The organism is Metallococcus carri, assembly GCF_011440275.1.
GTDB classification, from domain to species: domain Bacteria; phylum Actinomycetota; class Actinomycetes; order Actinomycetales; family Dermatophilaceae; genus Metallococcus; species Metallococcus carri.
Genome location: NZ_JAAOIV010000015.1, coordinates 22,523 through 46,885 on the forward strand (window position 1 = coordinate 22,523; position 24,363 = coordinate 46,885).

Consider the following 24,363-nt stretch of genomic DNA (forward strand, 5'->3'; position numbering starts at 1 on the left):
CGGCCGAAGGACGGCCAGAAAACATCAGGCGACACAGTGGTGATGCGCCACCGAGGAACGAGGTGCGCATCATCGCTGTTTCGACTGTCCACCCTGCACCAGCTTGGTGGCGAGCCAGTTTTCGCCGGCCTTGGTGGTCGAGCTCACCTTGAGCCCGGCGGTCTGTGCGGCTTCTTGGATGTCGGCCGCCTCGACATGGTCAGGGTCTCCGGCCTTGGGCACCAGCAACAGCACGAATCCCTTGTCGGCCAAGGTCGTCAGGGCGTCCACGCAGTCGTCGATGAGGTCGCCGTCGCCGTCGCGCCACCACAGCAGCACGGCGTCGGCGACTCCGTCGTAGGTCTCGTCCTCGATGGCCGAGCCGATGACCTCTTCGATCTGATCACGCAGTTCTTGGTCGGTGTCGTCGTCCCACCCGAGTTCCATGACGACCTGACCGTCCTCGAACCCCAACCGCGCGGCGGCGGTGCCCCCGGGTCCAGCTTCGTTGTCCATGCGCCTTTCCTCAATCGTGTCCGGCCCTGGATGGGACGGCGCCTTCGATGTCGGGTGCAAGTGCACTAGGAAACGTCTGGCTTTGCAACCGGAAGCCGCCTGTCGGGCGGCTCCCGCATATATCTGCTGGTACTGCCAAGTAACCCGGCCAGTGGCACGACCATGGGGCGCGTAGGTGAATGATGGGGAAGACATCCCCTGACCTGCACGCGAAGGAGCCAACGTGCCACGTGAGGAAGCCGGACCCCTGCTCAACGGGATCCCGAGCCAACTGCCGGACATCGATCCGGAGGAGACCCAGGAGTGGATCGACTCCCTCGACGGGGTCATCGACGAGGGCGGGCAGACGCGCGCGCGGTACGTCATGCTGAAGCTGCTGGAGCGTGCTCGCGAGCGCCAGATCGGCGTGCCGTCGCTGGTCGCGACCGACTACATCAACACCATTCCGCCGGAGCAGGAACCGTGGTTCCCGGGCGACGAAGAGGTGGAGCGCACCTACCGGGCGTGGATCCGGTGGAATGCCGCGATGACCGTGCACCGCGCCCAGCGTCCGGGCATCGGCGTCGGCGGCCACATCTCGACCTATGCCTCGGTGGCGACGCTGTATGAGGTGGGCTTCAACCACTTCTTCCGCGGCCAGGACCACCCCGGCGGCGGTGACCAGGTCTTCCTGCAGGGCCACGCCTCCCCCGGCGTCTACGCCCGCGCCTTCCTCGAGGGCCGCCTCAGCGAGCAGCAGCTGGACGGCTTCCGGCAGGAGCACAGCCACATCGTGGACGGCAAGGCGGTCGGGCTGCCGTCATACCCGCACCCGCGCAATATGCCCGACTTCTGGCAGTTCCCGACCGTGTCGATGGGCCTGGGCCCGGCGAACGCGATCTGGCAGGCGCAGTTCAACCGCTATCTCACCGGCCGCGGCATCAAGGACACCAGCGACCAGCACGTGTGGGCCTTCCTCGGCGACGGTGAGATGGACGAGCCGGAGTCGCGCGGCATGCTGCAGTACGCCGCCAACGAGGAACTCGACAACCTCACCTTCGTCATCAACTGCAACCTGCAGCGGCTCGACGGGCCGGTGCGCGGCAACGGCAAGATCATCCAGGAGCTCGAGAGCTTCTTCCGCGGCGCCGGCTGGAATGTCATCAAATGCATCTGGGGCCGTGGCTGGGACCCGCTGCTCGCCGCCGACCGCGACGGCGCCCTGGTCAACCTGATGAACACCACCCGCGACGGCGACTACCAGACCTTCCGCGCCAACGACGGCGCCTACGTGCGCGACAACTTCTTCGGCCGCGACCCGCGCACCAAGTCGATGGTCGCGGACTGGTCGGACGAAGAGATCTGGTGGAAGCTCAAGCGGGGCGGGCACGACTACCGCAAGGTGTATGCCGCCTATAAGGCTGCGCTGGAGCACCACGGCCAGCCGACGGTGATCCTGGCGCACACCATCAAGGGCTACAGCCTCGGCACGCATTTCGCCGGGCGCAACGCGACCCACCAGATGAAGAAGATGACGCTGGAGGATCTGAAGACCTTCCGCGACAGCCTCAACATCCCGATCAGCGACGAGGTGCTGGAGGAGAACCCCTACCTGCCGCCCTACTACCACCCGGGCGAGGACAACGAGGCGATCCAGTATCTGCGCGAGCGTCGCAAGAGCCTCGGCGGTGGCGTGCCGTCCCGGCGCAGCGAGGGCACCGCGATCAAGCTGCCGGACGACAACGCGTATGCCGGGACCCGCAAGGGCTCGGGCAAGCAGGCGGTCGCCACCACGATGGCTTTCGTCCGGCTGCTCAAGGACCTGATGCGGGACAAGGACTTTGCTCAGCGGGTCGTGCCGATCATCCCGGACGAGGCGCGCACCTTCGGCATGGACTCGATGTTCCCGACCGGCAAGATCTACAACCCGCACGGGCAGCACTACACCTCGGTGGACCACGAGCTGATGCTCGCCTACAAGGAGTCGCCGTCCGGTCAGATCGAGCACATCGGCATCAACGAGGCTGGCTCACTCGCGGCGTTCACGGCGGCGGGCACGGCATACAGCACGCACGGCGAACCGATGGTGCCGATTTACATCTTCTATTCGATGTTCGGTTTCCAGCGCACCGGTGATGCGATCTGGGCGGCCGCCGACCAGATGGCCCGCGGCTTCCTGCTCGGCGCCACGGCCGGGCGCACCACGCTGACCGGTGAGGGTTTGCAGCACGCGGACGGTCATAGTCACCTGCTCGCGGCGACGAATCCCGCTGTCGTTGCTTACGATCCGGCCTACGCCTACGAGCTCGGCCATATCGTCAAGGACGGCCTGCGCCGGATGTACGGGGACAACCCGGAGAACATCTTCTACTACATCACCCTCTACAACGAGCCGATGCAGCAGCCGGCGCAGCCGGAGAATGTCGACGTCGAGGGCATCCTCAAGGGCATCTACAAGCTGTCCGCGGGCGAGGGCCCGGAGGGTGCGCCGCGGGTGCAATTGCTCGCCTCGGGTGTCGGGGTGCCGTGGGCGCTGGAGGCGCAGGAGCTGCTCAAGAACGACTATGGCGTGATCGCCGACGTGTGGTCGGTGACCTCCTGGAGCGAGTTGCGCCGCGACGCCTCGGCGTGCGACGAGCACAACTTCCTGCACCCCGAGGAGGAGCCGCGGGTGCCCTACATCACCCAGGTGCTGCAGGACGCGCCCGGCCCGGTCGTCGCGACCTCGGACTGGATGCGCCTGGTGCACGACCAGATCCGCCAGTGGGTGCCGCAGGACTTCCGCTCGCTCGGCGCCGACGGGTTCGGCTTCAGCGACACCCGGCCGGCCGCGCGCCGCTACTTCCACATCGACGGCCCGTCGATGGCGGTGCAGGCCTTGCAGCTGCTGGCCAAGCGGGGCGAGTTCGACGCGCAGGCGGCCAAGGACGCGGTGACCCGCTACAAACTGCTCGACGTCACCGCCGGGACCTCCGGCCAGGAGGGCGGCGAGTCCTGAGAAGCCGGTGAGCGCTAGGCGCGGGCGGCGGCGGGCGTGAAGACGTCGGCGCGGGCCAGCAGCGCGATGTCGGGGTGGTCGGTGATGAGTTCGTCGATGCCGGCCTGCAGATAGGTCGTCATCTCCCCGAGCACGTTGCCGTAGTCAGCCAGGTGCTCACCTTTGCGCAAATCCGTTGGGAGCCAAGCGTTTTCGGCGGCGAAGGTCCACACCGACACGGTCAAGCCGGCGTCATGCGCGTCGCGGGTGACCCGGGTCGGGCCGGCGAGTGAACCGTCGGCCCGGCGCGGGATCACCTGCTCCTTCGCCGGGCCGATGCCCGTCGCCCACGCGCCGACGAGCCGCAGGCCGGCGGGGGTGAGCAGGTCGGCATACGTCCGCTCGTGCGCTGTGCCGACCAGATCGGGCGGGATGCCGTCCTCGGTGAGGAAGACCATCGGCACCGACAGCCCGAGATCGTCGCGCGCCCGCATGAGCGAACCGATCTCGAAGGACTGCACGGTCACCGGCGCGTCCGGGCTGTCCAGGCCGGCCTGCTGGAGTGCGTCGGCGACCGGCGACTCCAGCCCCAGCCCGAGGGCGGTGAAGTATGCCGAATGCTTCAGCTCCAGGTGCACCCCCAGGGTCCGCCCGCGCGCCCTCGATTGCGCCGCACGCAGGTCGAGCAATTCCTCCAGCGTCGGCACCACGAACCGCCCGTCGTAGATCGTGTTGGAGCGGCGCACCCCCTGATGGCGCTCCCGGGCCCGCAGGGTCTGCAGCTCGGCGAGGGTGAAGTCCTCGGTGAACCAGCCCTCCAGCGGCCGGCCGTCGACGACCCTGCGCGCGAACCGGTCGGCGAACTCCGGGCGGCCCGCGATATCGGTGGTGGCGGACAACTCGTTGTCGTGGCGGCAGACCAGTCGGTGGTCCTTGGTGGCGACCAAGTCGGTCTCCACCGAATCCGCGCCGAGGCGGGCGGCGAGCTCGAAGGAGGCGAGGGTGAGTTCGGGCCGGTAGCCGCAGGCGCCGCGGTGCCCGACGATGCGCGGCAACCGTCGGGGCGCTGCGGACGGAGGCGGAGACGCGGAGGTGAGGCTCGTCGTCATACGTCGTCCCGTGGCTCGGCGGGCGGGTCGAGCCCCGAGACAACCGCACCAGGCTGGCGGCGGCGCGACCTCGAGGTGAGCAACAGGTGGCGGGGCGGTGACCGGCGCGTGCGTGTGTGAGGTGTCTACAAATAGGCTGGCCCGGTGACCGTTGTCGACGACACCCACGCCCGGCTGGAGCAAGCCGCGGGCGAGCTGTCGACGGCCGCCGTCGCCCGGATGGAGGAGGCGCACGATTGGTATCGCGCGCTGTCGGCCGAGGACCGCTCCTGGGTCGGCATGGTCGCGCACGCCGGCATCGCGGCCTTCATCGCGTGGCACGCCGACCCCGAGACGATCCCGCCGATCGCCGCCGATGTCTTCGGCTCGGCGCCGCGCGAGCTCACCCGCTCGATCACGCTGAACCAGACCCTGGACCTGATCCGCAGCGTGGTCGACGTGGTGGAGCAGGCAGTGCCCCGCATCGCCGCGCCGGGTAGCGAGCACACGCTGCGCGAGGCGGTGCTCACCTACTCGCGCGAGGTCGCCTTCGCCTCCGCGCATGTCTACGCCCAGGCGGCCGAGATCCGGGGCGCGTGGGATGCCCGGCTGGAGTCGCTCGTGGTCGACGCCGTGCTGCGCGCCGAGGCCGACGAGGCGCTTGAGTCGCGGGTCTCGGCGCTCGGCTGGGGCGAGGTGCACGACATCGTCGTGGTGGCCGGCGCTGCTCCCCCGGGCTCGGGCACCGAAGCGGTGGATGCCTTGCGGCGCAGCGCAATTCGCGAAGGCGTCGAAGCTCTGACGGCCGTGCAGGGCCGACGGCTGATCGCGATTCTGGGCTCGGTCGATGAGCCGCTGCGCACCGTCGGGGCGCTCGCTCATCTCTTCGGCGACGGACCGATCGTGGTCGGACCGCGGGTGCCGCATCTGTTCGCCGCCGGCCGCAGCGCGCGGGCAGCATTGTCCGGGCTCGGCGCGGCGCCGGCGTGGGCCGAGGCGCCGCGGCCGTGCTTGGCCGACGAACTGCTCGCCGAGCGCGCGCTGGCCGGGGACCACCGGGCGCGCCATCAGTTGCTGGAACGCGTCCACCGCGCGCTCGAGGCGCGGGCGGGCGCGGAGGAGACGATGGCGGCATACCTGCGCACGCGCAGCATCGAGGCGACCGCGCGCACGCTCTTCGTGCACCCCAATACGGTGCGCTACCGGCTGGCGAAGTTCGCCGACGACAGCGGCTTCGACCTGACCGACGCGCGCGACGCGTTCTGCGTGCAGCTCGCGTCGGCCTATGCCGCCCTGCCCGACCGCCGCTGATCCCGCCATTGGAGGATTCCTCCAAATCGGGGCGGCGAAGGTTCGTGCGGTTCGGCGGGGCATCCGGCGCGCCGGGCGGACAGAGTAGGAAGCGTGCTAGCGATCGTGTGCCCGGGACAGGGCTCTCAGACCCCCGGATTCCTCACCCCCTGGCTGGAGGTGCCGGGTGTGCGCGGTCGGCTGGAGACGCTCGGCGCTGCCGCCGAACTCGACCTGGTCGCCCACGGCACGACCTCGGACGCCGACACCATCAAGGACACCGCGGTCGCCCAGCCGCTCATCGTCGCCGCCGGCCTCGCCACCTTGCCGGCCGTCCTGCCGGGTGGGCTGGACCGGGCGATCACCGCCGGGCACTCGGTCGGTGAGATCACCGCGGCGGCCGCGGCCGGGGTCATCTCCGACCGCGACGCGATGGTCTTCGTGCGCGAGCGCGGACGCGGTATGGCGGCCGCAAGCGCCGCGCGCCCCACCGGCATGTCCGCGGTCGTCGGCGGAGCGGAGGATGAGGTCGTCGCCGCCATCGAACGCCACGGGCTCACCGCCGCCAACCGCAATGGCGCGGGTCAGATCGTCGCCGCCGGCACGCTGGACCAGCTCGAGGCGCTGGCTGCCGACCCGCCCGCCAAGGCGCGGGTGATCCCGCTCGCGGTCGCCGGGGCCTTCCACACCGAGCACATGGCACCGGCGGTCGACGCCCTCGCCACCCTCGCGGACACGATGACCACTCATGCGCCGCGGGCGACCGTGCTGAGCAACAAGGACGGCGCCTCGGTCCGCTCCGGCGACGAGGTGCTCGCCCGCCTGGTCAACCAGGTGAGCAACCCGGTGCGCTGGGACCTCACCATGGCCACCCTGCTCGACCTCGGCGTCACCGGGTTGATCGAGTTGCCTCCGGCGGGCACGCTCGTCGGTCTCGCCAAGCGCGGGATGAAGGGCGTGGAGACCCTCGCGCTGAAGACTCCCGACGACCTCGACAAGGCGCAGGCGATGGTGCGCGAGCACGGTCAGGAGGCGTGATGCCCAAGAACACCGGCACGATCACCGCGCAGGAGGGCGCCCGGCATACCCGGATCATGGGGGTCGGCGCCTACCGCCCGCCGCGCGTGGTGACCAATGACGAGGTCTGTGAGTTCATCGACTCCTCCGACGAATGGATCCGCGAGCGGTCCGGCATCGTCACCCGCCGGATCGCCGGGCCGGACGAGACGGTGATCAGCATGGGCGAGGCGGCCGCGCGGGCTGCGGTCGAGGACGCCGGCATCGACATGCAGCAGATCGACGCCGTGCTGGTCGCGACGATCACCCATCCCTACCAGACACCGGCAGCGGCTCCGTTGATCGCAACTCATTTGGGGCGCAACGGGATTCCCGCCTTCGATCTCTCCGCAGCCTGCGCCGGATATTGCTACGGCATCAGCGTCGGCAACGACCTGGTGCGCAGCGGCAGCGCGCGCTATGTGCTGGTGATCGGGGTGGAGAAGCTGGCGGATTTCACCGACAAATACGACCGCGGGACGGCCTTCATCTTCGCCGATGGTGCCGGTGCCGCCGTGATCGGACCATCCGACACTCCTGGGATCGGCCCGACCGTCTGGGGTTCGGACGGCGAGCAGTGGGCGGCGATCGCCCAGCGCGAGTCGTGGGTGGAATTGCGCGAGCGGGGCGCGAACGAGAACGAGCAGCCGTGGCCCTCGATCGGTATGGCGGGCCAGTCGGTCTTCCGCTGGGCCGTCTGGGGTATGGCGCCCGTCGCGCAGAAAGCGCTCGACGCCGCGGGCATCACCGCCGACGACCTCGACGCCTTCATCCCCCACCAAGCGAATATGCGGATCATCGACGCGATGATCAAGCAACTCAAGCTGCCCGCCGACATTCCGGTGGCGCGCGATATCGCCGAGCAGGGCAACACCTCCGCGGCGTCGGTGCCGCTCGCCACCGAGCGGATGCTGCGTGAGGGCGAAGCACCCCACGGTGGGCTCGCCCTGCAGATCGGCTTCGGCGCAGGATTGGCGTATGCCGCCCAGGTGGTCGTGCTGCCCTGATGGTTTCCCGATGACTCGGCGGGACAATCCGGGTCAGCCCAATGAAGAGGTCCACGCCGTGTGGGCCGTCATACAAGGAGAAGACGAATGGCGCAGAGCGACACCGAAATCCTGGCCGGACTTGCCGAGATCGTGAACGAGGAGACCGGGCTCGACCCGGCCGAGGTGCAGCCGGAGAAGTCCTTCACCGACGACCTCGACATCGACTCGCTGTCGATGATGACGATCGTGGTGAACGCCGAGGAGAAGTTCGGCGTGCGCATCCCGGACGACGAGGTCAAGAACCTCAACACCGTCGGCGACGCCGTCACCTACATCAAGAACGCGCAGGGCTGACCGACCGCGCGGGCCCGTCACCAGCGCACGGGCCCGCGCCCCTGCCCACCAGACACACCTCGCAAGGAGCCAAAGACCTCATGAGCAACGACCGCCGCATCGTCGTGACCGGCCTCGGGGCGACCACCCCGATCGGGGCCACGGCGACCGCCACCTGGGAGGCGCTGCTCGCCGGCGAATCCGGCGCCCGTTCCCTGCCGCAGGAGTGGCTGGACCAGTACGAACTGCCGGTCACCTTCGCCGCGACGATCAAGCAGGACCCGAGCGAGGTGCTCGCCCGGGTCGAGACCCGCCGGATGGACCCCTCGGCGCAGTACGCGATGATCGCCGCCCGCGAGGCGTGGGCGGACGCCGGCAAGCCGGACATCGAGCCGGAGCGGCTGGCCGTGGCGATCGGTTCGGGCATCGGTGGCGTGCACACCCTGCTCGACCAGTACGACGTGCTGAAGGAGAAGGGGCCGCGGCGGATCTACCCGCTCACCGTGCCGATGCTCATGCCGAACACCGCGTCCGGCAATGTGTCCCTCGACCTGGGCGCCCGCGCGGGGGCGCACACGCTGGTGTCGGCGTGCGCGTCCGGTGCCGAGTCGATGGGGTATGCCGCCGAGATGATCCGCGCCGGCCGCGCCGATGTGGTGGTCGCCGGTGGCACGGAGGCGGCGATCCACCCGCTGCCCGTCGCCGGTTTCGCGGCGATGCAGGCGCTGTCCAAGCGCAATGACGACCCGACCCGGGCGTCCCGGCCGTATGACGTGAACCGCGATGGCTTCCTCCTCGGCGAGGGCGCAGCGGTGATCGTGGTCGAGGCCTACGAGCACGCCAAGGCCCGCGGCGCGACGATCTACGCCGAGCTCGCCTCGGTCGGCATGTCGGCCGACGCGCACCACATCACCGCGCCCGAGCCCGAGGGCGCCGGTGCGTCTCGCGCGATGGTCGAGGCCGTCGAGCGGGCCGACCTGGCCGCGTCCGACGTCAAGCACATCAACGCGCACGCGACCTCGACCCCGGTCGGCGACATCGCCGAGGCCAACGCGATCCGGCGAGCCTTCGGCAATGCGGTCGACGGTATGGCGGTCACCGCGACCAAGTCGATGACCGGTCACCTGCTCGGGGCGGCCGGCGCGCTCGAAGGCGTGTTGACGATCCTGTCGGTGCACCACCGGCTGATCCCGGCGACCATCAACCTCGACGAGCAGGATCCCCAGATCACCCTGGACGTCGTCACCGGCGAGCACCGCACGCTGCCCGACGGCGACATCGCCGCGCTCAACAATTCGTTCGGTTTCGGCGGCCACAACGTGGCGATGATGATCAAGAGCGTCTGAGACTCGACGGCACGCGACGAAGGGCGCGCCACCCGCGTGGGGTGGCGCGCCCTGCTGCGTCGGCGACCAGAAGCGTCAGGAAACCCGGTGCAACCAGCGCACGGTGGCACCATCCCCGGCATACCGGAAGGGCTCGAGTTCGTTGTCCCAGGCGGTGCCGAGCAGCTCGGCGATCTCGACCCGGATCGCGTCCGGGTCGCCGCCGGTGACGGCGAGGGCGGAGCGCAGCCGGTCCTCGTTGATGACGGCGTCGCCGTTGGCCGCGGTCCAGGTGTGGTGGATGCCGAGGCTCGGGGTGTGCGACCAGCGCGAGCCGTCGCAGCCGGGCGAGGGCTCCTCGGTGATCTCGAAGCGGACGCGCTGCCAGTCGCGCAGGGCGCTGGCGAGCTTGGCGCCGGTGCCGGGCTCACCCATCCAGGACAGCTCGGTGCGCAGCTCGCCGGGCGCGACCGGCTGCTTGGCCCACTCCAGGCGCACGGCGGAGCCGAGCACGTGCTCCAGTGCCCAGCCGATGTGCTGGCACAGCGCAGCTGGGGTCGAGTGAACGAACACGACCCCGCGCGTGACGCGGGAACCCACCGCAGACATCGAAGCCTCCTGACCTTGTGCGAGCGACGTCTTCCCCAACGTTCTCGCCGGCCATCAGCGGGTTCCTGTATGACGTTGTGCGGCTGCCATTGTGCCTCACGGAGGGCTCTTCGCACCACCCGTCTCAGGCGTCACATCGGTTACGGCGCCGACAGCGGCACCCGTGGACTCTGGTTAAAGGCCTCGGTCGGGGTCATCCGCATGCCGTTCAGGGTGACGGTCCGCTCGGTGGAGACCTGCGCGCAGCCGGTGGTGGTGGCGGCCGCGGGCGGTGCGGCGTTCTCGGTCGAGGTGGGACTCGGCGACGCAGTGGGGCTGGTGCTGGGTGTCGAACTCGGCCGGGGTCGCGCGGGAGCAAGCGACTGGTCCGCGGCGATCTTGGCGAAGAGCGCGGCAGCCGAGGGGCCGGGCAGCACGACATTGCGGTTCTGCGCGTCGTAGACCGTCGGCATCGTGACGAAATAGGTCGACCGCGCCGGGATCTTGTTGAACTGCAGGCCGAGTTGCAGCAGCCGGTCGACCGATCCGAGGCCGTCGTCGACCGTGAGTGCCTTGGTCGCCGCGTCGGCGACCTGGTAGCCGGTGACCGGGTTGAGCAGCGTCGAGGCGGACTGAACGTCGCGCATCATCGTGGACAGGAAGAGGTGCTGCGCGCTTGCTCGGCCAAGGTCCGAGCCGTCGCCGAAGCCGTGCCGGGTGCGCAGAAACTCCAACGCGGGCAGCCCCTTCAGCGTGTGGTTGCCGGCCGCGAGCTTGAGATGCGAGTAGGGGTCATAGACGTCCTTGCTGACGCAGATCTGCACTCCCCCGACGGCATTGGACAGCTGCACGACGCCGGAGAAGTCAACGACCATGAAGTGGTCGATCGGCACACCGGTGAGCTGGTGCACGGTGGCGACAGTGCAGTTGGGGCCGTCGTTGAGAGTGCTGTTGCTCCGATCCCGGTGTGCCGCAACGACTTTGCCGGTGAACTGATCGGTGCACTGCGGGATGTCGACGATGGTGTCGCGCGGGATGCTCGTGACGCTCGCATTGGTGCGGTCGGCGGACAGGTGGACCAGCATCTCCACATCAGCGTTGCCGGGACCCGCGGTGCCGGTGGCGCTGGGGCTCGCGGTGCCGGTCGGGCAAGCGCCGCCGATCGTGCAGTCCGCGGCGCTCGCGCGCGAGTCCGATCCGAGCACCAGGATGGTGAGCGGGGTCGGCTTGGCGAGGTCACCGGTGGCATCGCCGCCACCGGCCGTGAGGCTCGTCGTGCGCAGGTTCCCGTTGAAATGCTCGTAGGCCGCGGCCGCGCCGGTCACGATGAGGGCTGCGATGACTGCGAAGGCAATCACCATGCGCCGCAACCGCTTTCGGCGCCGTGATCGTGGCCCCGGAAGCGGTTGCGGCTGCTGGTCGTCGCGGATCAGCGAAGCGTCAGCCATGCGATGCTCGCGGCCCCGGCGACGATGCAGTAGACGCCGAAGGGTCGCAGCGAGCGGGTTGCGACATACCGGGTGAAGAAGCGCACGGCGAGATAGGCACCCACGCCGGAGAGCACGGACCCGAAGATCACCTGCGGGCGGATGCCGTCGCCGAGCGGGCCCAGCAGGTCCGGAATCTTCAGCACGCCGGCGGCAAGGATCACCGGGGTGGCGAGCAGGAAGGAGAAGCGCGCCGCGTCCTCGCGGGTGAGGCCCTTGACCATGCCGCCGGTCATGGCGATGCCGGAGCGGGAGATGCCGGGGGCGAGCGCGAGGATTTGGCTCGCGCCGATGACGAGGGCGGACAGCCACGGCATACGGGCAAGGCGCTCGTCGGACTCGACACCGGTGACGCGCTCGTCGATATAAGCGGTCGGACGGTCGCCGCGCTTGCTGCTGAGCTGTTCAACGGTGATGAGCACGATTCCGTTGATGATCAAGAAGATTGCCGTCGGGATCGGTCGCGCCAAGGTGGTGCGGAACCAGTGCTCGGCAAGCAGTCCGACCAGGCCGACGGGGATGGTGCCGATGATCAGCAGCCAGATCAGCCGTTCGTCACGGGTCTCGATCCGGCGATGCCGGATGCTGCTGAACAAGCCGCCGATGAGGCGCACCCAGTCACGCCAGAAGAACGCGATGAGCGCGATCGCGGTGGCGACATGCAGACCGACGATGTAGGCCAGATAGGGCGATTCGGGCGTGCTGACATTGAGGTCGCGCGCCCACGATCCGCCGACCAGCGCGGGAATGAGCACGCTGTGACCGAGGCTGGAGATCGGGAAGAGTTCGGCGACGCCTTGGAAGGCGCCGACGACGCCGGCTTCCAGCCAGCTGAGGTGTTGGGACATTGCTCTCTTTCGGTCGGTCTGCGGGTCGGCACCGAACGCTAGGGATGTCGCCTGACCGTTTCCTGGACGCTTGCTGGACCAGCCTGGGTATGCCGCTCGCGCACCCGCCGCCCTCGTGCCGCTGCGCGCGGTGCCACAATGGTCGCCGCCCATTCGGCAACCCGTCGCTCGCGACGCAGTGACCGGCGGGCGCGGGGCGGTAGCTCAGCCGGTTAGAGCAGCGGACTCATAATCCGTCGGTCCTGGGTTCAAGCCCCAGCCGCCCCACTGTGCAGGGCCTGATCACGGCCCTGCAGCGGTCGTCTGCGTGCGGACATGCCTCTTCTTGCGTTCTTACGGTGGACACGGGCCACCGCAAGAACCGGCCAACCGAGCGCCTCCGTCTGCCACGATCCGGGCCATGAGCCGAGTCAGGGTGCTACGAGCAGCGACGCTCGCCACGGCCAGCGTGCTTTCAGTGGCGGCTTGCGCGACGGGCTCCGGCAGCGGTAACGGGCATCCCCGGACGTCCGGACCAGCGTGGCAGTCGTCCAGCAGTGGGCCTGCCAGCGCGGCCGACGTCCCGGCGACCTCACCGGCCGGGATCCTCGATGGCATCACCTACCACGAGTTCGCTAGCAAACACCCCACTCAAGTGCAGCCACTGATTGACGCCATCGTGGCCGGGGTCGACGTTTCGCCGGCGGTGTGGGCAAGTCTCCCGCTGACTGAACGGGCAAGCCGCGTCGGTTGGTACGTCGAGTTCGGCACCGAATTGTGCGCTCCGCAGCACATGGGCACGGACGACATGGCCAAGACCCGACGAGATCTCGAGGCCGTGGGCTGGAGTCCGTTCTTGTCACTGGACACGGTGCGGAGCGCCGGTGCGCAGTTCCCTTCGTCGACAACGGTCGGTAACCTGCGCGACCTGCAGGCGGTGGAGACCGTGCGTCAGATGTACGAGTGCGCCGTTGGCGCAGCGCCGGACGCACAGGGGAAGTTCGCCCAGCAGATCAGGGACAACCTCACCCGCACTGACAACGGCTTCTACCTCCGGCCGGAGGGGGACGTGGTATTCGTGGACGACTACCTTCGCTACGGCCTCAACTCGGCTCTTAACGTTGACACGGTCGCCAAGTACGGCGGTTTCGCCCAACTAGTCAAGATGCCAGATCTGGCCAAACAAGGCTTGGCGGCGTTCACGGTGAAGGTACAGGCACCGAGCCCGGCGTGGTACCGCTCGTCGGCCAGCGGCGCCGAGTTCATGCAGTACATCGTGGGACTTGTGGCTACGACCGACCACCGCTACGTGCCGTTCTTCACCTTCGACCAAACAGGTGGGTGAAGGCTGAACCGACGTGTATCGCGACGGGCCGAACGCAAGAGAACAGGATCAGGTGTGCGGCACGGAGTCGGCAGGCCGGGCGCGGTATTCGCCGACTCGGCGGGCCCTGTCTGCCGGCCGCGCTGGTTGAGCCGCCGCTCGATCCACTCGGCGAGCTTGGTCCGGCTCAGCACTCACGACCACGGCTCGACGCCGTGAGAAAATGTGACAGAGCCTCGGCGCGATCATCGCGACCGAGGCTCTTGCGTATGCCGAATCCTCTTCTCCCCCAACCGATTTCCTACCGTCCCGCTGCTCCCGCCGACCATCTTGCACTTCGGCAGCTGTGGAACCTATTCCGGCACGACATGTCGGCATACACCGGCGGCCTGCCCGGCGCGGACGGTCGCTTCCGCACCGAACGGCTCGACCACGCTCTCGGCGACACCATCGGCTGGCTAGCGTGGATTGCGATGGCTGGGCCGCACCCGATTGGTTTTGCGCTCGTTCGCGCCCTCGATGAACCGGAGCACGTGCTCAACAGTTTCTTCATCGTGCCCGGTGCTCGGCGTAGTGGGCTCGGGCGTCAGTTCGCGCGAGTCGTGTTGCTCAGCCGGCCGGGTCGGTGGGCGATCGCCTACCAGGACACCAACCCGGCGGCTGCCGCGTTCTGGCCCGACCTCGCCCGTGGACTCGATCCGCACTGGGCCCATGAGCACCGCTCGGTTCCCGGCCGCTCGGAGTTGCCGCCGGACCACTGGATTCGACTCACCATCACGCCGCCGCCCGCCGATGCGTCGTGGTGACGACAGTGTGCGGACGGCAGCGAGCGATGAACCGCCCTCCCCGATCGTCGAACCCGAGCGGCCGGCGGCATACCGGATCCGCTGCGGTCAGAGTCCGGGCAGCACCTTGGTGCCCTCGGCCCGCACCGCAGTCAGCTCGTTCGGGCTGAGGCCGAGCACCGACAACACCGTCGGGGCGACCTGGGTCGTCTCGACCGGGGTGTTGTTGACACCGTGACGGATGCCGGGGCCGTCGACGAGCATCAGCACATGCTGGTCGCCGGGGTTCATGCCGCCGTGCTCGGCGAGCTTGGTCGGACCGGCATACACCACGCCTTCTCGCACCTTGCCGAAGACGTCCGGGTAGTGCCCGTTGCTGGTGGGCACACCGAAGAACTTCGCCGAGGCAGCTCCGGCCCAGATCTGGGTCAGGCCGGAGTGCTGCAGCGTCACGGGCTGCTTGTTCACGGTGAGCCCCTGGGCGGTGTGGTTCCACAGGTAGCTCTTGACGAAGTCGGCCGCAGCCTGCGAACGGTCCGAGAGATAGGACTGCCACAGGTCGTCATTGGTGCCGGCGACGATGAGCTTGGTGTTGTTGGGATGCGTCTTGGCCCAGGCGGCGTTGACCGCGTCGACGATCGGGCCGTCCTTGACCGTCACGAGCTTGTTCGGGTCCTGAGGAGACTGCCCGTGCTTCGCGGTGACGATCACCGTGGTGGAGCGCGCCAGGCCGTCCTTGCGCAGCTGGGACTCCATCCGGCCGAGCTGGGCGTCGACATAGTCCAGCGCGCTGGACAGCACCGGGCCGGGCACGAGCTGCCCGCCGACCCGCTGGTAGCCACCGGCCTGCGGCACGCTCGGGGTGTAGCTGCCGTCGGCATTCTTGATCAGGTTGGCCGAGGTGGACCGGCTCTTCTGCGCGACCGAGACGGTCTGGAAGTTCATCCCGAAGATCGCCGGCGTGCCGGTCCTGGTCGTGCCGGAGTGGCCCTTGCCGTCGATCTCGTTCAGGATCGCCTGGACCTTGTAGTTGTCGTACTGCTTGGTCGCGGCATCGATGTGTGCCCAGTCGTCGTCCTGCGGGTAGGGGACGCCGTTGGGTTCCACGGCCTGCGAGTCGATCTCCGGGCCGAAGAAGTCATCGATGCTCTTGCCATTTGAGCCCGGGCCGTTGAACGACAGATAGACCGCGTGCTTGTCCGACCATGCGGTGCGCAGGCCGGCCCGGTGGATCACCTGGAACATCGAGTTATCGCCGACGTAGTCCCACGGCATGATCGGCCTGCAGGTCGCCGGATCGACCGGGAACGTCGAGGCGTTGAATGACGACGCGTTGTTGCGCAGCCGCATGATCGCGGCGGGGTTCTTGTCGACGTCTCCGGGGTACACCGAGCCGTTTTCGTCGAATGACGGGTACGTCCCGTTGCTGGGGTTGAGGAAGTCCGGCACCTTCGCCAGGGCGTCGTCGGGCGAGTCGTAGATGACGTCGCCACCAGTCGCGGGTTTGCCAGGGATGCAGGGTGCGCCGGGCTGGTCGGTGGTGTGGCTGTACTCGACGTCGTAATAGATCCCGGTCGTCTTGGGGTTGCCGCCGGTCATCAGGGCGGTGCCGCCGGGGTCGGAGTCGGATGGGTTCGACGTCGCCGCCTGGGTGTATTCGGCCCCGCGATGCGTCAGCTTGGCCAGGGTCGAGGCCGGGTGGTGGGCGACATACCACTCCAGGTCGCTCTGGTGCATCCCGTCGACCGAGATCAGCAGCACGTGCTTGCTCTGCTTGCCGTGCTTGGGCGCGTGGTGGGCGGGCGCGGCTGTCGCCGCGGTAACGCCCGCTGCGAGGGCGACGGCGGTGGCCAACGTGATGGCCGTGGTGCGTTGACGTTGCATCGTTTTCGGTCTCTCTGCCGGATGGTCCCCGAGTGGCGTCAGGTAGGCCACCAGCGCAACCTGGGGCCGGACTCGGAACATCGCAAACTCCCGATGAACCACAGCCGAACCCTGTGATGCCGGTGAGATTCGTTGCGGCCCGGGCGGATTCGGCATACGGGCTCCGGCTGTATGCCGGAGGCGCGGCCGGTGTGTCACGTTCGCGGTCCGGGATCCGTCATCCTGGCGACTGCACCTGCCCAGAGGAGAGAGCGATGGATCGCACTGACGAATTCGAGGCCGAGCGTTCGCGGCTGACGCGGATTGCCGCCGGCATACTCGGCGATCCCGTGGAGGCGCAGGACATCGTGCAGCAGGCATGGCTGCGGTGGGACCGTGCCGAGGGCATAGATCAGCCGGCGGCCTGGCTGACCACGGTGACGACGCGGTTGTGCCTGGACCGGTTGCGGCAGCGCGTGCCCGAGCCGGTCGACGAAGACGTGGACCACGCGCCCGGTGACGCCGTGGTCGCCGATCCAGCGGAGGATGTCGCCCTGGCCGACACGGTCGGGGTCGCGCTGGCCGTTGTGCTCGAGCGGCTGTCGCCGAACGAGCGGGTGGCGTTCGTGCTGCACGACACCTTCGGCTTCGGCTTCCCGACGATCGCCGAGGTGCTCTCCACGTCGCCGGTCGCGGCGCGCAAGCTGGCCTCGCGCGCTCGGGCCAAGCTCGGTAGCGCCCCCGACGACGACCTGCCCGCGGACTGGGAGGTGGTGGACGCCTTCCTCGACGCCGCGCGCGGCGGTGATCTTCAGCGGTTGCTCACCTTGCTCGCGCCGGATGTCGTCGTGGCCGGCGATCCCGCCGCCGTCGCGACCGGGACCCCGGAACGACTCGAAGGCCGCGACGCGGTGTCGGCGATGTTCAACGGTGCGGCGAAGTCTGCGCTGCCGGTCTTCGTCGAGGAGCGGCCAGGAGCCGCCTGGTTCCTGCACGGCGAGGCGAAGGTCGCCTTCGACTTCACGGTTGTCAATGGCGTTGTCACCCGCATCGACTTCCGCGCCGAACCAGCTCTGCTGTCCACCCTGGTGCGGCGAGCCGGAGCAACTCCCCGCAGCTGATGCTCGACGGCGACGCCGTGGTCACACTTCCACGGCGTCGATCGTCATCACCACAGAAGCCACTCTTCGAAAGGATCCGACCATGAAGACCCTGACCTGCCGCGACCTCGGTGGACCGTGCGACCTGGAGCACCGCGGCGAGACCGCTGACGACGTAATCAAGGCTCAGGACCAGCATCTGAAGGACGCCGTCGCCGCCGGCGACATTGCGCACGAGGACGCGAATGCCGCGATGCGAGCTCGCTGGAAGAACCCGATCAAGGGCATGAGCTGGTACCGCTCGACCAAGAAGGCCTTCGCCGCCCTGCCCGATTCCTGACCCACAGCCGAGGGGCGAGGTGCGATACCGCGTCGAAACAGCAACGCTGGTTGAGTAAGGGCGAGGCGCTAGCCGAGCCCGCATCGAAACCCGTTGCGCCACAAGTGGTTTCGCTGCGCTCCCTCAGCACGGCGCTCAACCAGCGCAGGGGTCGTCAGCTGGTGTCCGGGTCGATGGCGTCCGGGTCACTGGTGTCGGTGCTGGGTTCGGTGGTGTCCCAGTAGGTTTCCAGCAACCCCGGCCAGGTCACGTACACCCGACCGGCCGGGCTGGTCCAGGTGCACCGCCCACCCGGGGTCATCGTCACTGACCATCCCGATTGTTTGGTGCGGTGATGCCGCCGACACAAACATTGCAGGTTCCAGTCCGCCGTCGGACCCTGCGGCCAGGCGACCACATGATCCAGGTCGGTAAACCTCGCCCCGCGCGTACACCCGGGGAACCGGCAGCGCTGATCGCGGCGTTTCACCCGCTCCCGCATCGACTCCGGCGGCCGATACGACTTACTGATCGCCTGATCGTCCAGGCGGTAATCCACCGGGTCGAACCCCCGGTGACTCGTGGTCACCTTCGACGCCGTGAACGCCGGGTGCCCGATCAACTCGGCCAGATCACTCCCGGTGATCGGACCCGCCGTCGGATGCTGCACCACCTCCTCCGGGCCAACACCCCCAGGCGAAGCAATCTCGTCGACCTCGCCGACTTCAGCGGGTTCGTTGGCCGTGGCCGTTTCAGGACGCTGGTCACCCGCAGCACCGGTGCTTGCCGTTTCGCTGCCCGTGGCCTCCGCCGCGCCGTCACCCTCGTCAGCGTCAGCGTCGGTGGCGGTGGCGGTGTCGGCCGTGACATCCGCGGCATCCTCGGTGGCGTCAGCGTCAGCGTCAGCGTCGGAGGCGGTGTCGGCCGTGACATCCGCGGCATCCTCGGTGGCGGTGGCGGTGTCGGTCGTGACGTCCGCGGCATCCTCGGTGGGGTTGGTGTCGGGGGTGTAGGTGTTGCACGCCGCCTGGGGTTTGAGCACGTCCACGTGCACGGTCAGGGACACGTTATGCATCGCGAGTTCGAACAACGCCGCGGCCCGGTGCTCCCCCAAGGTGTACGGGTCACCACCGGGGGTACTGGCGTACTCCAGCCTCCGGGCGGCAGCACGCGCTTCGACCGCGTCCCTCAACGCTGCTGCTTGCGCGGTCGGCATCGCCGCGGTCAGCAACGCCAACCCCGGCACACTATGCGGGTCCAACCACACCCCGGTCTGCTGGGCTTGGGTGCGCTTCTTCGTCCGCCGCGCCGCCGAAGCCTCCAACCGCTCCACCAACGTGCGCGCCGAACGGCGGGCCACACTACGCGCCCGATACTGCACCCCCCGCTGCAAGATCAGGTCCTCCACCTGCTCACAGGTCTCCGGGCGCGCATCAGCAACCTCCCGCCCCAGGGTGGTCGCGGTCGCCCAATTCACCGCACCGGCACCGGCCTGCTCCAACACCCGCGGCAACCGGGCGGTGACCAGCGCAGCATCCTCGACCAGCGCAGCAGCCTCATAGTCACCCAACCCGAGGGCGGGACCAATCTCTTCCGGCGCACCCGAGCGCCAATACCCGGGAGCGTGCTCCACGTGCGGTTCGTGCACCGACTCCGGCCGCGAGTCCCGCGGCTCGGTCTGATCAAACCGGGCAAATCGGGCGATCGCGCGGGCCCGCACTGCACTGGCCTGATTCATCACCGCGTGTGCCGCCGCGATCGTGGTCAGGTAACGCCCCTTCAACGCCCGCACCCGGCGCACCTCACCAGCCTGCTGCGGGCTGATCCACCCGCCAGCTACCCCCAGGGTGTCAGTTACCGGCGGGAACACCGACCCGACCCCGGCAGCAGGGTCATCACTGACCTCATCGAACCCGACGAACCGGTCCACCCTGCCCGGCTCGAACGGGTTGTCCTGGGCTAACCGGTCGAACACGTTCTGGGTGAGCACCTCGATCGCGGCCAACTGCACCTCGATCGGGTCGAACCCCTGCAAAGCGGCGATATCGGGATCGGTCGCCACCTCCATCGCGGCCGGCAGCCCGTCTTCGAAGATCACCGACTCGATGAACTCACGCGCGCTGACACCCTCGCGAGGCTGCGCGAGCGAGCCGAGATCCAGCACGCTGGTCTCCCGGGTGACGGTTGGTGTCGGCATAGCCAGAATTCTACCCGAACAAGTGTGCGGATAGAAGACCATGTAGATGGTTTTTTCGTTGCGCCACAACAGTTTTCGATGGTCCTGTCGTGGGCATACTGCGTGTGATCAAGTATGCCAGCCACCACCGACATACTCCGGGCCTACCGATGGTTTCGACGCGGGCCTCGCAAGCTCGCCCCTTGCTCAACCAACGAGGAGGATTCGACGCGCTCGCTCGCTCCTCCGCTTGCCCTTCGATACGCGCTCGTTCGTCGCGCTACTCAGGACAGCGCTCAACCATCGAGACTTGCCGGCGCTCAACCAGCGATGGGGACTGATCGTGGTGGCCGGTTCACGCCCTGAGCCTGCGTTTGGCGAGTTCCGCGAGGAGCTCGACGCCGTCATCGAGCACGTCGTCCGCGAAGATGACATCGCCGGAATGGTTGCTCGGCGAAGGAAGCGGGGCGTCCGCCGGCGCGGCACCCAGAAGAATGAACGCGCCGGGGACCGCGTTCAGGACGTACGAGAAATCCTCAGAAGCCGCCAGGGGATGCGCCATCAGCTCGAAGCGATCAGCACCGAACAAATCCCGCACCGTCGCTTCGACGAATTGACTCTCACGGGAGGCATTGATGGTGGGTGGATGGACGGGCGTGTGCTCGATCGCGACCTCGACACCGTGCGCACGGGCGATTCCTTCGTAGAGACCTCGCAGCCGCTTCATCACCGACTTCCGGGACGCATCGGAGAAGGTCCGGATCGACAGCTCCAGCGTCGCGGTCCGCGGTATGACGTTGCGCTGGCTACCAGCGTGAAAGCTCCCGATGGTGACCACGACGGGTTCGAACGGGTCACAGCCACGCGCCACGAACGATTGTGTGGCAAGGACCATTTCGCTCGCGGTCGGAATCGGGTCTGCGGCGAGATGGGGCACAGAAGCGTGCCCGCCAGTACCGATGACCGTCACGGTCAGCCCGTCCGATCCGCCCATGACCGGCCCCGGCCTGGTCGCGACCACACCGTGCCCGACGACATCGCCGAACACGTGCAAGGCGTAGGCGGCGATCGGGGGGCTTCCGGCCGCGTCGAGCAGGCCGTCGGCGAGCATTTTCCGGGCCCCTCCGTGCCCCTCCTCCCCAGGCTGGAAGCAGAAGATCACGTCGCCATACAACTGGTCGCGCTGCGCGGCGAGTCGATGTGCCGCCCCGACGAGCATGGCCGTATGCATGTCGTGCCCGCAGGCGTGCATGACGCCGTCGACCTCGGATCGGTAGGGGACATCCGCCAGCTCGGTGACCGGAAGGGCGTCCATATCGCCACGAAGCAAGACCGCCGGACCGTCGTTTCCGCCGCGAAGCACGGCGACCACCGAGGAAATCTCCGTGCTGCACGACACCTCCAACCCCAGACCGTCGATGGCCTCAAGCACGGCGCGTTGAGTGTGCGGGAGATCAAGCCCGATTTCGGGCCGGCGGTGCAGACGATGCCGGAAATCAACGACGTTCATCGCAGCGGCTCTTTGGACCGTTCGGGCATCAAGAAGTAAACGACGAACGAGATGGCGCACAGCATGGCGACATAGAGCGGAAACAGTCCGCCGTGACCCTTGGACGCGAGCCACGTGCCCAGGTAGGGCGCGGTGCCACCAAACGCGGCCACGGTGACCGAATAGGGGAACCCGATTCCGCTCGCGCGGACCCGCGCAGGAATCGTTTCGGCGTTGACGGCCGCGGCGATCGACGTGTAGCACGTCAGCAGCGCCATACCCGCCAGCGATACCGCCAACAGCGACCAGAACGCGTCACCGATGAGGCGCAGCAACGGCACGATCAGCACGACGAACCCACCCGCGAACACGAGCAGCATGGGCTTGCGACCGATCCGATCGGAAATCATCCCGCCCAGGGGCTGAATCAGACCGAAGAAGGCAAGCGAGATGGTGGACACGGTGAGCGCCTCTGACTTGCTGAATCCAGCGCTCTGCTGGGCGTAGGTGGGCAGGTAGGTGGTCCAGGCGTAATAGGCGATAGTGCCGCCCAGGGTGATGCCGCACACCAAGAGCGACTGCTTCGGATAGTGCCGGATCGCGTCGAACAGCTTGGGGCGGTTCTTCTCGCTGACGTCATGCGTCTCGTCAATTCCACGACGCAGCCACAATGCGAAAAGCGTGACGACGGTGCCCAGCAGGAAGGGCACTCGCCAGCCCCACGAGGTCATCGCCTCCTTCGATAACACCGTCACGAGAAGAGCAGCCAGCCCGGAGGCGCACAGCTGACCGATGGCGGTGGAGACGTACTGGAAGCTGGCGAAGAGGCCGCGCCGGTTGGGTGGTGCCGATTCGACGAGGAAGGTCGTCGAGGCAGCGAACTCGCCGCCGATGGAGAGCCCGGAGATGAGCCGCCCAACGACCAGCATGATCGGCGCCAAGATGCCGGCGGACGCGAAGGTCGGTGTGATGCCGACCAGCAGGCTGCCCAACCCCATGAGCAGGATGGTGGCCGTCAGAGCGAATCTCCGACCATGCCGGTCGGCGATCGCGCCGAGCAAGAGACCACCGATCGGCCGCATGAAGAAGCCGACCGCGAACACCGCGAAAGCCCCGAGGGTCGAGGCGATGTCGCTCTTGCTGGGAAAGATCAGCGGCCCGAAGGTGGTTGCCAGGAAGCTGTAGGCGTACCAGTCGTACCACTCGATGGCGTTTCCGGCGGATGCGGCCGCGAGTTGGCGGACTCTGGAACGGGTCCGCGGAGGCGCGGCGGCCGTTGCGTTCGTGGTCACGGGGGTGCCTTTCGACGGGCGTGTGATGGCCGCCACACGCTAGGCGCGGCGGCGCTCCGCCGGACTCCGCAGCGCCATAACCGGGGCCCGGATGATGAAAACTGTGCACTGCGCGCTCATATTTGTAGGATTCGTGCATGGAGGATCAGGACGTCCGCACGATCGCTGCATTGCAGGTGGCGCCCCGCGCGTCCTGGTCGCTGATCGGGTCGGTCCTCGGCGTCAGCCCGGTGACTGCTGCTCGCCGGTGGGACCGGCTCGCTCGCGCCGGTGACGCGTGGCTCACGGTGCACGGCTCGGCCGCGGTGATGCGCCGAACGTCGATGGCGATCGTGGCGATTTCGTGCCAGCCAGGTGAGATTGACGCCATCACGCAAGCGCTGATCGACGACCCCTACGCCGTAACCGTGGAGCAGACCACCGGCGCCTGCGATCTGCTGGTGACGGTGTGGACGGCGGGCATCGGCCAGCTGCCCGAGTATCTGATGAGTCGGCTGGCGAACCTGCCAGGGGTGACGGCGACCCGCACGACCTTGGTGACCGATGTGTTCAAGACCGGGTCGGACTGGCGCGTCGGTCAGCTTCCGCCGGAAGCAGTCAAGCGGCTGCAGAGAGAGGCCATCGTCGCCCGTGCGGATGGCGACGGAGGGCTTGCGGCGGACGACCACGCGCTGGTGGTGGCTTTGGCCCGGGACGGGCGAGCGTCGTATGCCGACCTTGCCGAACAGATCGGCGTCAGCGTCGCGACCGCCCGACGCCGCGTGGCCAAGATCTTCCGCAGCGGCGCCATCACCATCCGCTGCGATCTCGCGCGCTACCTCGCCGGCAATCCCATCCCGGTGACGATCTGGGCAGATGTCCCGCCCGCGCAACTGGCAGCCGTGGCCGCTGCCGTCGCGAAACTGTCCGATGTGCGCCTGTGTGCCGCGGTAGCCGGCACGCAGAACCTCCTGATCACCGCGTGGCTGTCCTCGCTGCCCGACCTGCAGCGGCTCGAGACCAGTCTGTGTTCGCGCGTGCCAGGTCTGGCGATCGCAGAGCGAGCCATCGTGCTGCGCCACCACAAGCTGATGGGCCGAGTTCTCGATGATCAAGGGCGCTCCGTTCGTTCGGTGGACATGGGCTTCTGGGGCGGCCCCGCCTGACGGATCCCATCAACCCGCGCCGGTCGGCTCCGCCTGCCGGCGGCACCCGGCATACGGCCGAGGCGACCGAGAGCGCGAGCCGGCGGCTCTCGGCATACGAGACTCTTTTTGAACTATTCAAGAAAAGCCGGTTAGGTGAGGCACGTGACGACGACCACACCGGACTTCGAGCGCATGCTGCGCGAGGCCGGTCTGCGTGTCACCGCACCACGGGTCGGCGTGCTCGCCGCGGTGCACGCACTCCCCCACTCCGACACTGGGACGATCCTGCATCGGGTCCGGTCCGAACGGGCGAGTGTGTCGCACCAGGCGGTCTACGACTGCCTGCACACGCTCACCACCGCGGGCCTGCTGCGCCGGCTCGAGCCCTCGGGCTCGGTCGCGCGGTACGAACCGCAGATCGGCGACAACCATCACCATCTCGTGTGCCGTGCGT

21 protein-coding genes, 1 tRNA gene and 1 pseudogene are annotated in these 24,363 nt (G+C 68.2%); 14 read left to right on the plus strand and 9 right to left on the minus strand.

Features of this window, described 5'->3' with window-relative positions; translation table 11 throughout:
• Positions 1-69 precede the first annotated feature (69 nt).
• Positions 70-495: a DUF3052 domain-containing protein gene (locus tag G9U51_RS16460; protein ID WP_166198601.1), complete on the minus strand. Its 426-nt coding sequence runs from the start codon at positions 493-495 to the stop codon at positions 70-72.
• 223 nt (positions 496-718) lie between these two features.
• On the opposite strand from G9U51_RS16460, the gene aceE reads away from it, so the two are divergent.
• Positions 719-3,472, plus strand: a complete 2,754-nt coding sequence (aceE, locus tag G9U51_RS16465) for a pyruvate dehydrogenase (acetyl-transferring), homodimeric type (RefSeq protein ID WP_166198604.1) — start codon at positions 719-721, stop codon at positions 3,470-3,472.
• Positions 3,473-3,486: 14 nt separating this feature from the next.
• Here the strand turns inward: aceE and G9U51_RS16470 are convergent, their stop codons facing one another.
• Positions 3,487-4,560: a glycerophosphodiester phosphodiesterase family protein gene (locus G9U51_RS16470; RefSeq protein WP_166198608.1), complete on the minus strand. Its 1,074-nt coding sequence runs from the start codon at positions 4,558-4,560 to the stop codon at positions 3,487-3,489.
• 144 nt (positions 4,561-4,704) lie between these two features.
• Between G9U51_RS16470 and G9U51_RS16475 the strand changes: the two genes are divergently transcribed.
• From G9U51_RS16475 to fabF, 5 genes are all read left to right on the plus strand, one after another.
• Positions 4,705-5,850, plus strand: coding sequence for a PucR family transcriptional regulator (locus tag G9U51_RS16475; protein ID WP_328823523.1), 1,146 nt, complete (start codon positions 4,705-4,707; stop codon positions 5,848-5,850).
• A gap of 93 nt (positions 5,851-5,943) precedes the next feature.
• Entirely contained in the window at positions 5,944-6,867 is a 924-nt protein-coding gene (locus tag G9U51_RS16480; protein WP_166198612.1) for an ACP S-malonyltransferase, read from the plus strand.
• Positions 6,867-7,892: a beta-ketoacyl-ACP synthase III gene (locus G9U51_RS16485; protein ID WP_166198614.1), complete on the plus strand. Its 1,026-nt coding sequence runs from the start codon at positions 6,867-6,869 to the stop codon at positions 7,890-7,892. The genes G9U51_RS16480 and G9U51_RS16485 overlap by 1 nt, the downstream gene beginning before the upstream one ends.
• A gap of 87 nt (positions 7,893-7,979) precedes the next feature.
• Positions 7,980-8,228, plus strand: coding sequence for an acyl carrier protein (locus G9U51_RS16490; RefSeq protein WP_166198617.1), 249 nt, complete (start codon positions 7,980-7,982; stop codon positions 8,226-8,228).
• An 80-nt stretch (positions 8,229-8,308) separates the two neighbouring features.
• A complete protein-coding gene (fabF, locus tag G9U51_RS16495) occupies positions 8,309-9,553 on the plus strand; it encodes a beta-ketoacyl-ACP synthase II (protein WP_166198620.1) in 1,245 nt (414 codons plus the stop codon).
• A gap of 75 nt (positions 9,554-9,628) precedes the next feature.
• On the opposite strand, the gene G9U51_RS16500 is transcribed toward fabF, so the two are convergent.
• The 3 genes from G9U51_RS16500 to G9U51_RS16510 form a co-directional block, all read right to left on the minus strand.
• Positions 9,629-10,141 (minus strand): DUF3145 domain-containing protein, encoded by a 513-nt coding sequence (locus tag G9U51_RS16500; RefSeq protein ID WP_171715617.1) that lies wholly within the window; start codon positions 10,139-10,141, stop codon positions 9,629-9,631.
• Positions 10,142-10,281: 140 nt separating this feature from the next.
• Complete coding sequence (locus G9U51_RS16505; RefSeq protein WP_166198626.1) at positions 10,282-11,481, minus strand: LCP family protein; 1,200 nt, start codon at positions 11,479-11,481, stop codon at positions 10,282-10,284.
• A 68-nt stretch (positions 11,482-11,549) separates the two neighbouring features.
• Positions 11,550-12,455, minus strand: a complete 906-nt coding sequence (locus tag G9U51_RS16510) for an undecaprenyl-diphosphate phosphatase (protein WP_166198629.1) — start codon at positions 12,453-12,455, stop codon at positions 11,550-11,552.
• 193 nt (positions 12,456-12,648) lie between these two features.
• Between G9U51_RS16510 and G9U51_RS16515 the strand changes: the two genes are divergently transcribed.
• From G9U51_RS16515 to G9U51_RS16525, 3 genes are all read left to right on the plus strand, one after another.
• Positions 12,649-12,722: transfer RNA gene (locus G9U51_RS16515), tRNA-Ile, on the plus strand.
• A gap of 133 nt (positions 12,723-12,855) precedes the next feature.
• Complete coding sequence (locus G9U51_RS16520; protein WP_166198631.1) at positions 12,856-13,779, plus strand: hypothetical protein; 924 nt, start codon at positions 12,856-12,858, stop codon at positions 13,777-13,779.
• A 347-nt stretch (positions 13,780-14,126) separates the two neighbouring features.
• Positions 14,127-14,564, plus strand: coding sequence for a GNAT family N-acetyltransferase (locus tag G9U51_RS16525; RefSeq protein WP_207948415.1), 438 nt, complete (start codon positions 14,127-14,129; stop codon positions 14,562-14,564).
• Between the two features lie 87 nt (positions 14,565-14,651).
• Here G9U51_RS16525 and G9U51_RS16530 read toward each other — a convergent pair whose 3' ends face one another.
• Positions 14,652-16,427, minus strand: coding sequence for an alkaline phosphatase family protein (locus G9U51_RS16530; RefSeq protein WP_207948416.1), 1,776 nt, complete (start codon positions 16,425-16,427; stop codon positions 14,652-14,654).
• Positions 16,428-16,681: 254 nt separating this feature from the next.
• Between G9U51_RS16530 and G9U51_RS16535 the strand changes: the two genes are divergently transcribed.
• Positions 16,682-17,527: a sigma-70 family RNA polymerase sigma factor gene (locus G9U51_RS16535; RefSeq protein ID WP_166198636.1), complete on the plus strand. Its 846-nt coding sequence runs from the start codon at positions 16,682-16,684 to the stop codon at positions 17,525-17,527.
• A gap of 82 nt (positions 17,528-17,609) precedes the next feature.
• Positions 17,610-17,846 carry a DUF1059 domain-containing protein gene (locus G9U51_RS16540; RefSeq protein ID WP_166198638.1) on the plus strand — a complete coding sequence of 79 codons (237 nt, stop codon included), beginning with the start codon at positions 17,610-17,612 and terminating at the stop codon, positions 17,844-17,846.
• A 154-nt stretch (positions 17,847-18,000) separates the two neighbouring features.
• On the opposite strand, the gene G9U51_RS16545 is transcribed toward G9U51_RS16540, so the two are convergent.
• From G9U51_RS16545 to G9U51_RS16555, 3 genes are all read right to left on the minus strand, one after another.
• Positions 18,001-20,022: an HNH endonuclease signature motif containing protein gene (locus G9U51_RS16545; protein ID WP_166198640.1), complete on the minus strand. Its 2,022-nt coding sequence runs from the start codon at positions 20,020-20,022 to the stop codon at positions 18,001-18,003.
• A gap of 334 nt (positions 20,023-20,356) precedes the next feature.
• A complete protein-coding gene (locus G9U51_RS16550; protein ID WP_166198642.1) occupies positions 20,357-21,511 on the minus strand; it encodes a M20 metallopeptidase family protein in 1,155 nt (384 codons plus the stop codon).
• Entirely contained in the window at positions 21,508-22,782 is a 1,275-nt protein-coding gene (locus G9U51_RS16555; RefSeq protein ID WP_166198644.1) for an MFS transporter, read from the minus strand. The genes G9U51_RS16550 and G9U51_RS16555 overlap by 4 nt, the downstream gene beginning before the upstream one ends.
• A gap of 137 nt (positions 22,783-22,919) precedes the next feature.
• Between G9U51_RS16555 and G9U51_RS18040 the strand changes: the two are divergent.
• The 3 genes and pseudogenes from G9U51_RS18040 to G9U51_RS16565 all read left to right on the plus strand — a co-directional run.
• Positions 22,920-23,030: pseudogene (locus G9U51_RS18040) on the plus strand (AsnC family protein); the annotation flags it as partial.
• A gap of 75 nt (positions 23,031-23,105) precedes the next feature.
• Positions 23,106-23,927: an Lrp/AsnC family transcriptional regulator gene (locus G9U51_RS16560; RefSeq protein ID WP_235946313.1), complete on the plus strand. Its 822-nt coding sequence runs from the start codon at positions 23,106-23,108 to the stop codon at positions 23,925-23,927.
• A 144-nt stretch (positions 23,928-24,071) separates the two neighbouring features.
• Positions 24,072-24,363 (plus strand): Fur family transcriptional regulator (locus tag G9U51_RS16565; protein WP_407941450.1); only part of this gene is annotated, 292 nt, incomplete at its 3' end.

What these genes read in the sequence shown, in the direction of transcription:
- G9U51_RS16460 (WP_166198601.1), bottom strand. Translation starts at nt 495, where the DNA reads ATGGACAACGAAGCTGGACCCGGGGGCACCGCCGCCGCGCGGTTGGGG.
- G9U51_RS16470 (WP_166198608.1), bottom strand. Translation starts at nt 4,560, where the DNA reads ATGACGACGAGCCTCACCTCCGCGTCTCCGCCTCCGTCCGCAGCGCCC.
- G9U51_RS16485 (WP_166198614.1), top strand. Translation starts at nt 6,867, where the DNA reads ATGCCCAAGAACACCGGCACGATCACCGCGCAGGAGGGCGCCCGGCAT.
- G9U51_RS16490 (WP_166198617.1), top strand. Translation starts at nt 7,980, where the DNA reads ATGGCGCAGAGCGACACCGAAATCCTGGCCGGACTTGCCGAGATCGTG.
- fabF (WP_166198620.1), top strand. Translation starts at nt 8,309, where the DNA reads ATGAGCAACGACCGCCGCATCGTCGTGACCGGCCTCGGGGCGACCACC.
- G9U51_RS16500 (WP_171715617.1), bottom strand. Translation starts at nt 10,141, where the DNA reads ATGTCTGCGGTGGGTTCCCGCGTCACGCGCGGGGTCGTGTTCGTTCAC.
- G9U51_RS16505 (WP_166198626.1), bottom strand. Translation starts at nt 11,481, where the DNA reads ATGGTGATTGCCTTCGCAGTCATCGCAGCCCTCATCGTGACCGGCGCG.
- G9U51_RS16510 (WP_166198629.1), bottom strand. Translation starts at nt 12,455, where the DNA reads ATGTCCCAACACCTCAGCTGGCTGGAAGCCGGCGTCGTCGGCGCCTTC.
- G9U51_RS16520 (WP_166198631.1), top strand. Translation starts at nt 12,856, where the DNA reads ATGAGCCGAGTCAGGGTGCTACGAGCAGCGACGCTCGCCACGGCCAGC.
- G9U51_RS16525 (WP_207948415.1), top strand. Translation starts at nt 14,127, where the DNA reads ATGTCGGCATACACCGGCGGCCTGCCCGGCGCGGACGGTCGCTTCCGC.
- G9U51_RS16530 (WP_207948416.1), bottom strand. Translation starts at nt 16,427, where the DNA reads ATGCAACGTCAACGCACCACGGCCATCACGTTGGCCACCGCCGTCGCC.
- G9U51_RS16535 (WP_166198636.1), top strand. Translation starts at nt 16,682, where the DNA reads ATGGATCGCACTGACGAATTCGAGGCCGAGCGTTCGCGGCTGACGCGG.
- G9U51_RS16540 (WP_166198638.1), top strand. Translation starts at nt 17,610, where the DNA reads ATGAAGACCCTGACCTGCCGCGACCTCGGTGGACCGTGCGACCTGGAG.
- G9U51_RS16545 (WP_166198640.1), bottom strand. Translation starts at nt 20,022, where the DNA reads ATGCCGACACCAACCGTCACCCGGGAGACCAGCGTGCTGGATCTCGGC.
- G9U51_RS16550 (WP_166198642.1), bottom strand. Translation starts at nt 21,511, where the DNA reads ATGAACGTCGTTGATTTCCGGCATCGTCTGCACCGCCGGCCCGAAATC.
- G9U51_RS16560 (WP_235946313.1), top strand. Translation starts at nt 23,106, where the DNA reads ATGGCGATCGTGGCGATTTCGTGCCAGCCAGGTGAGATTGACGCCATC.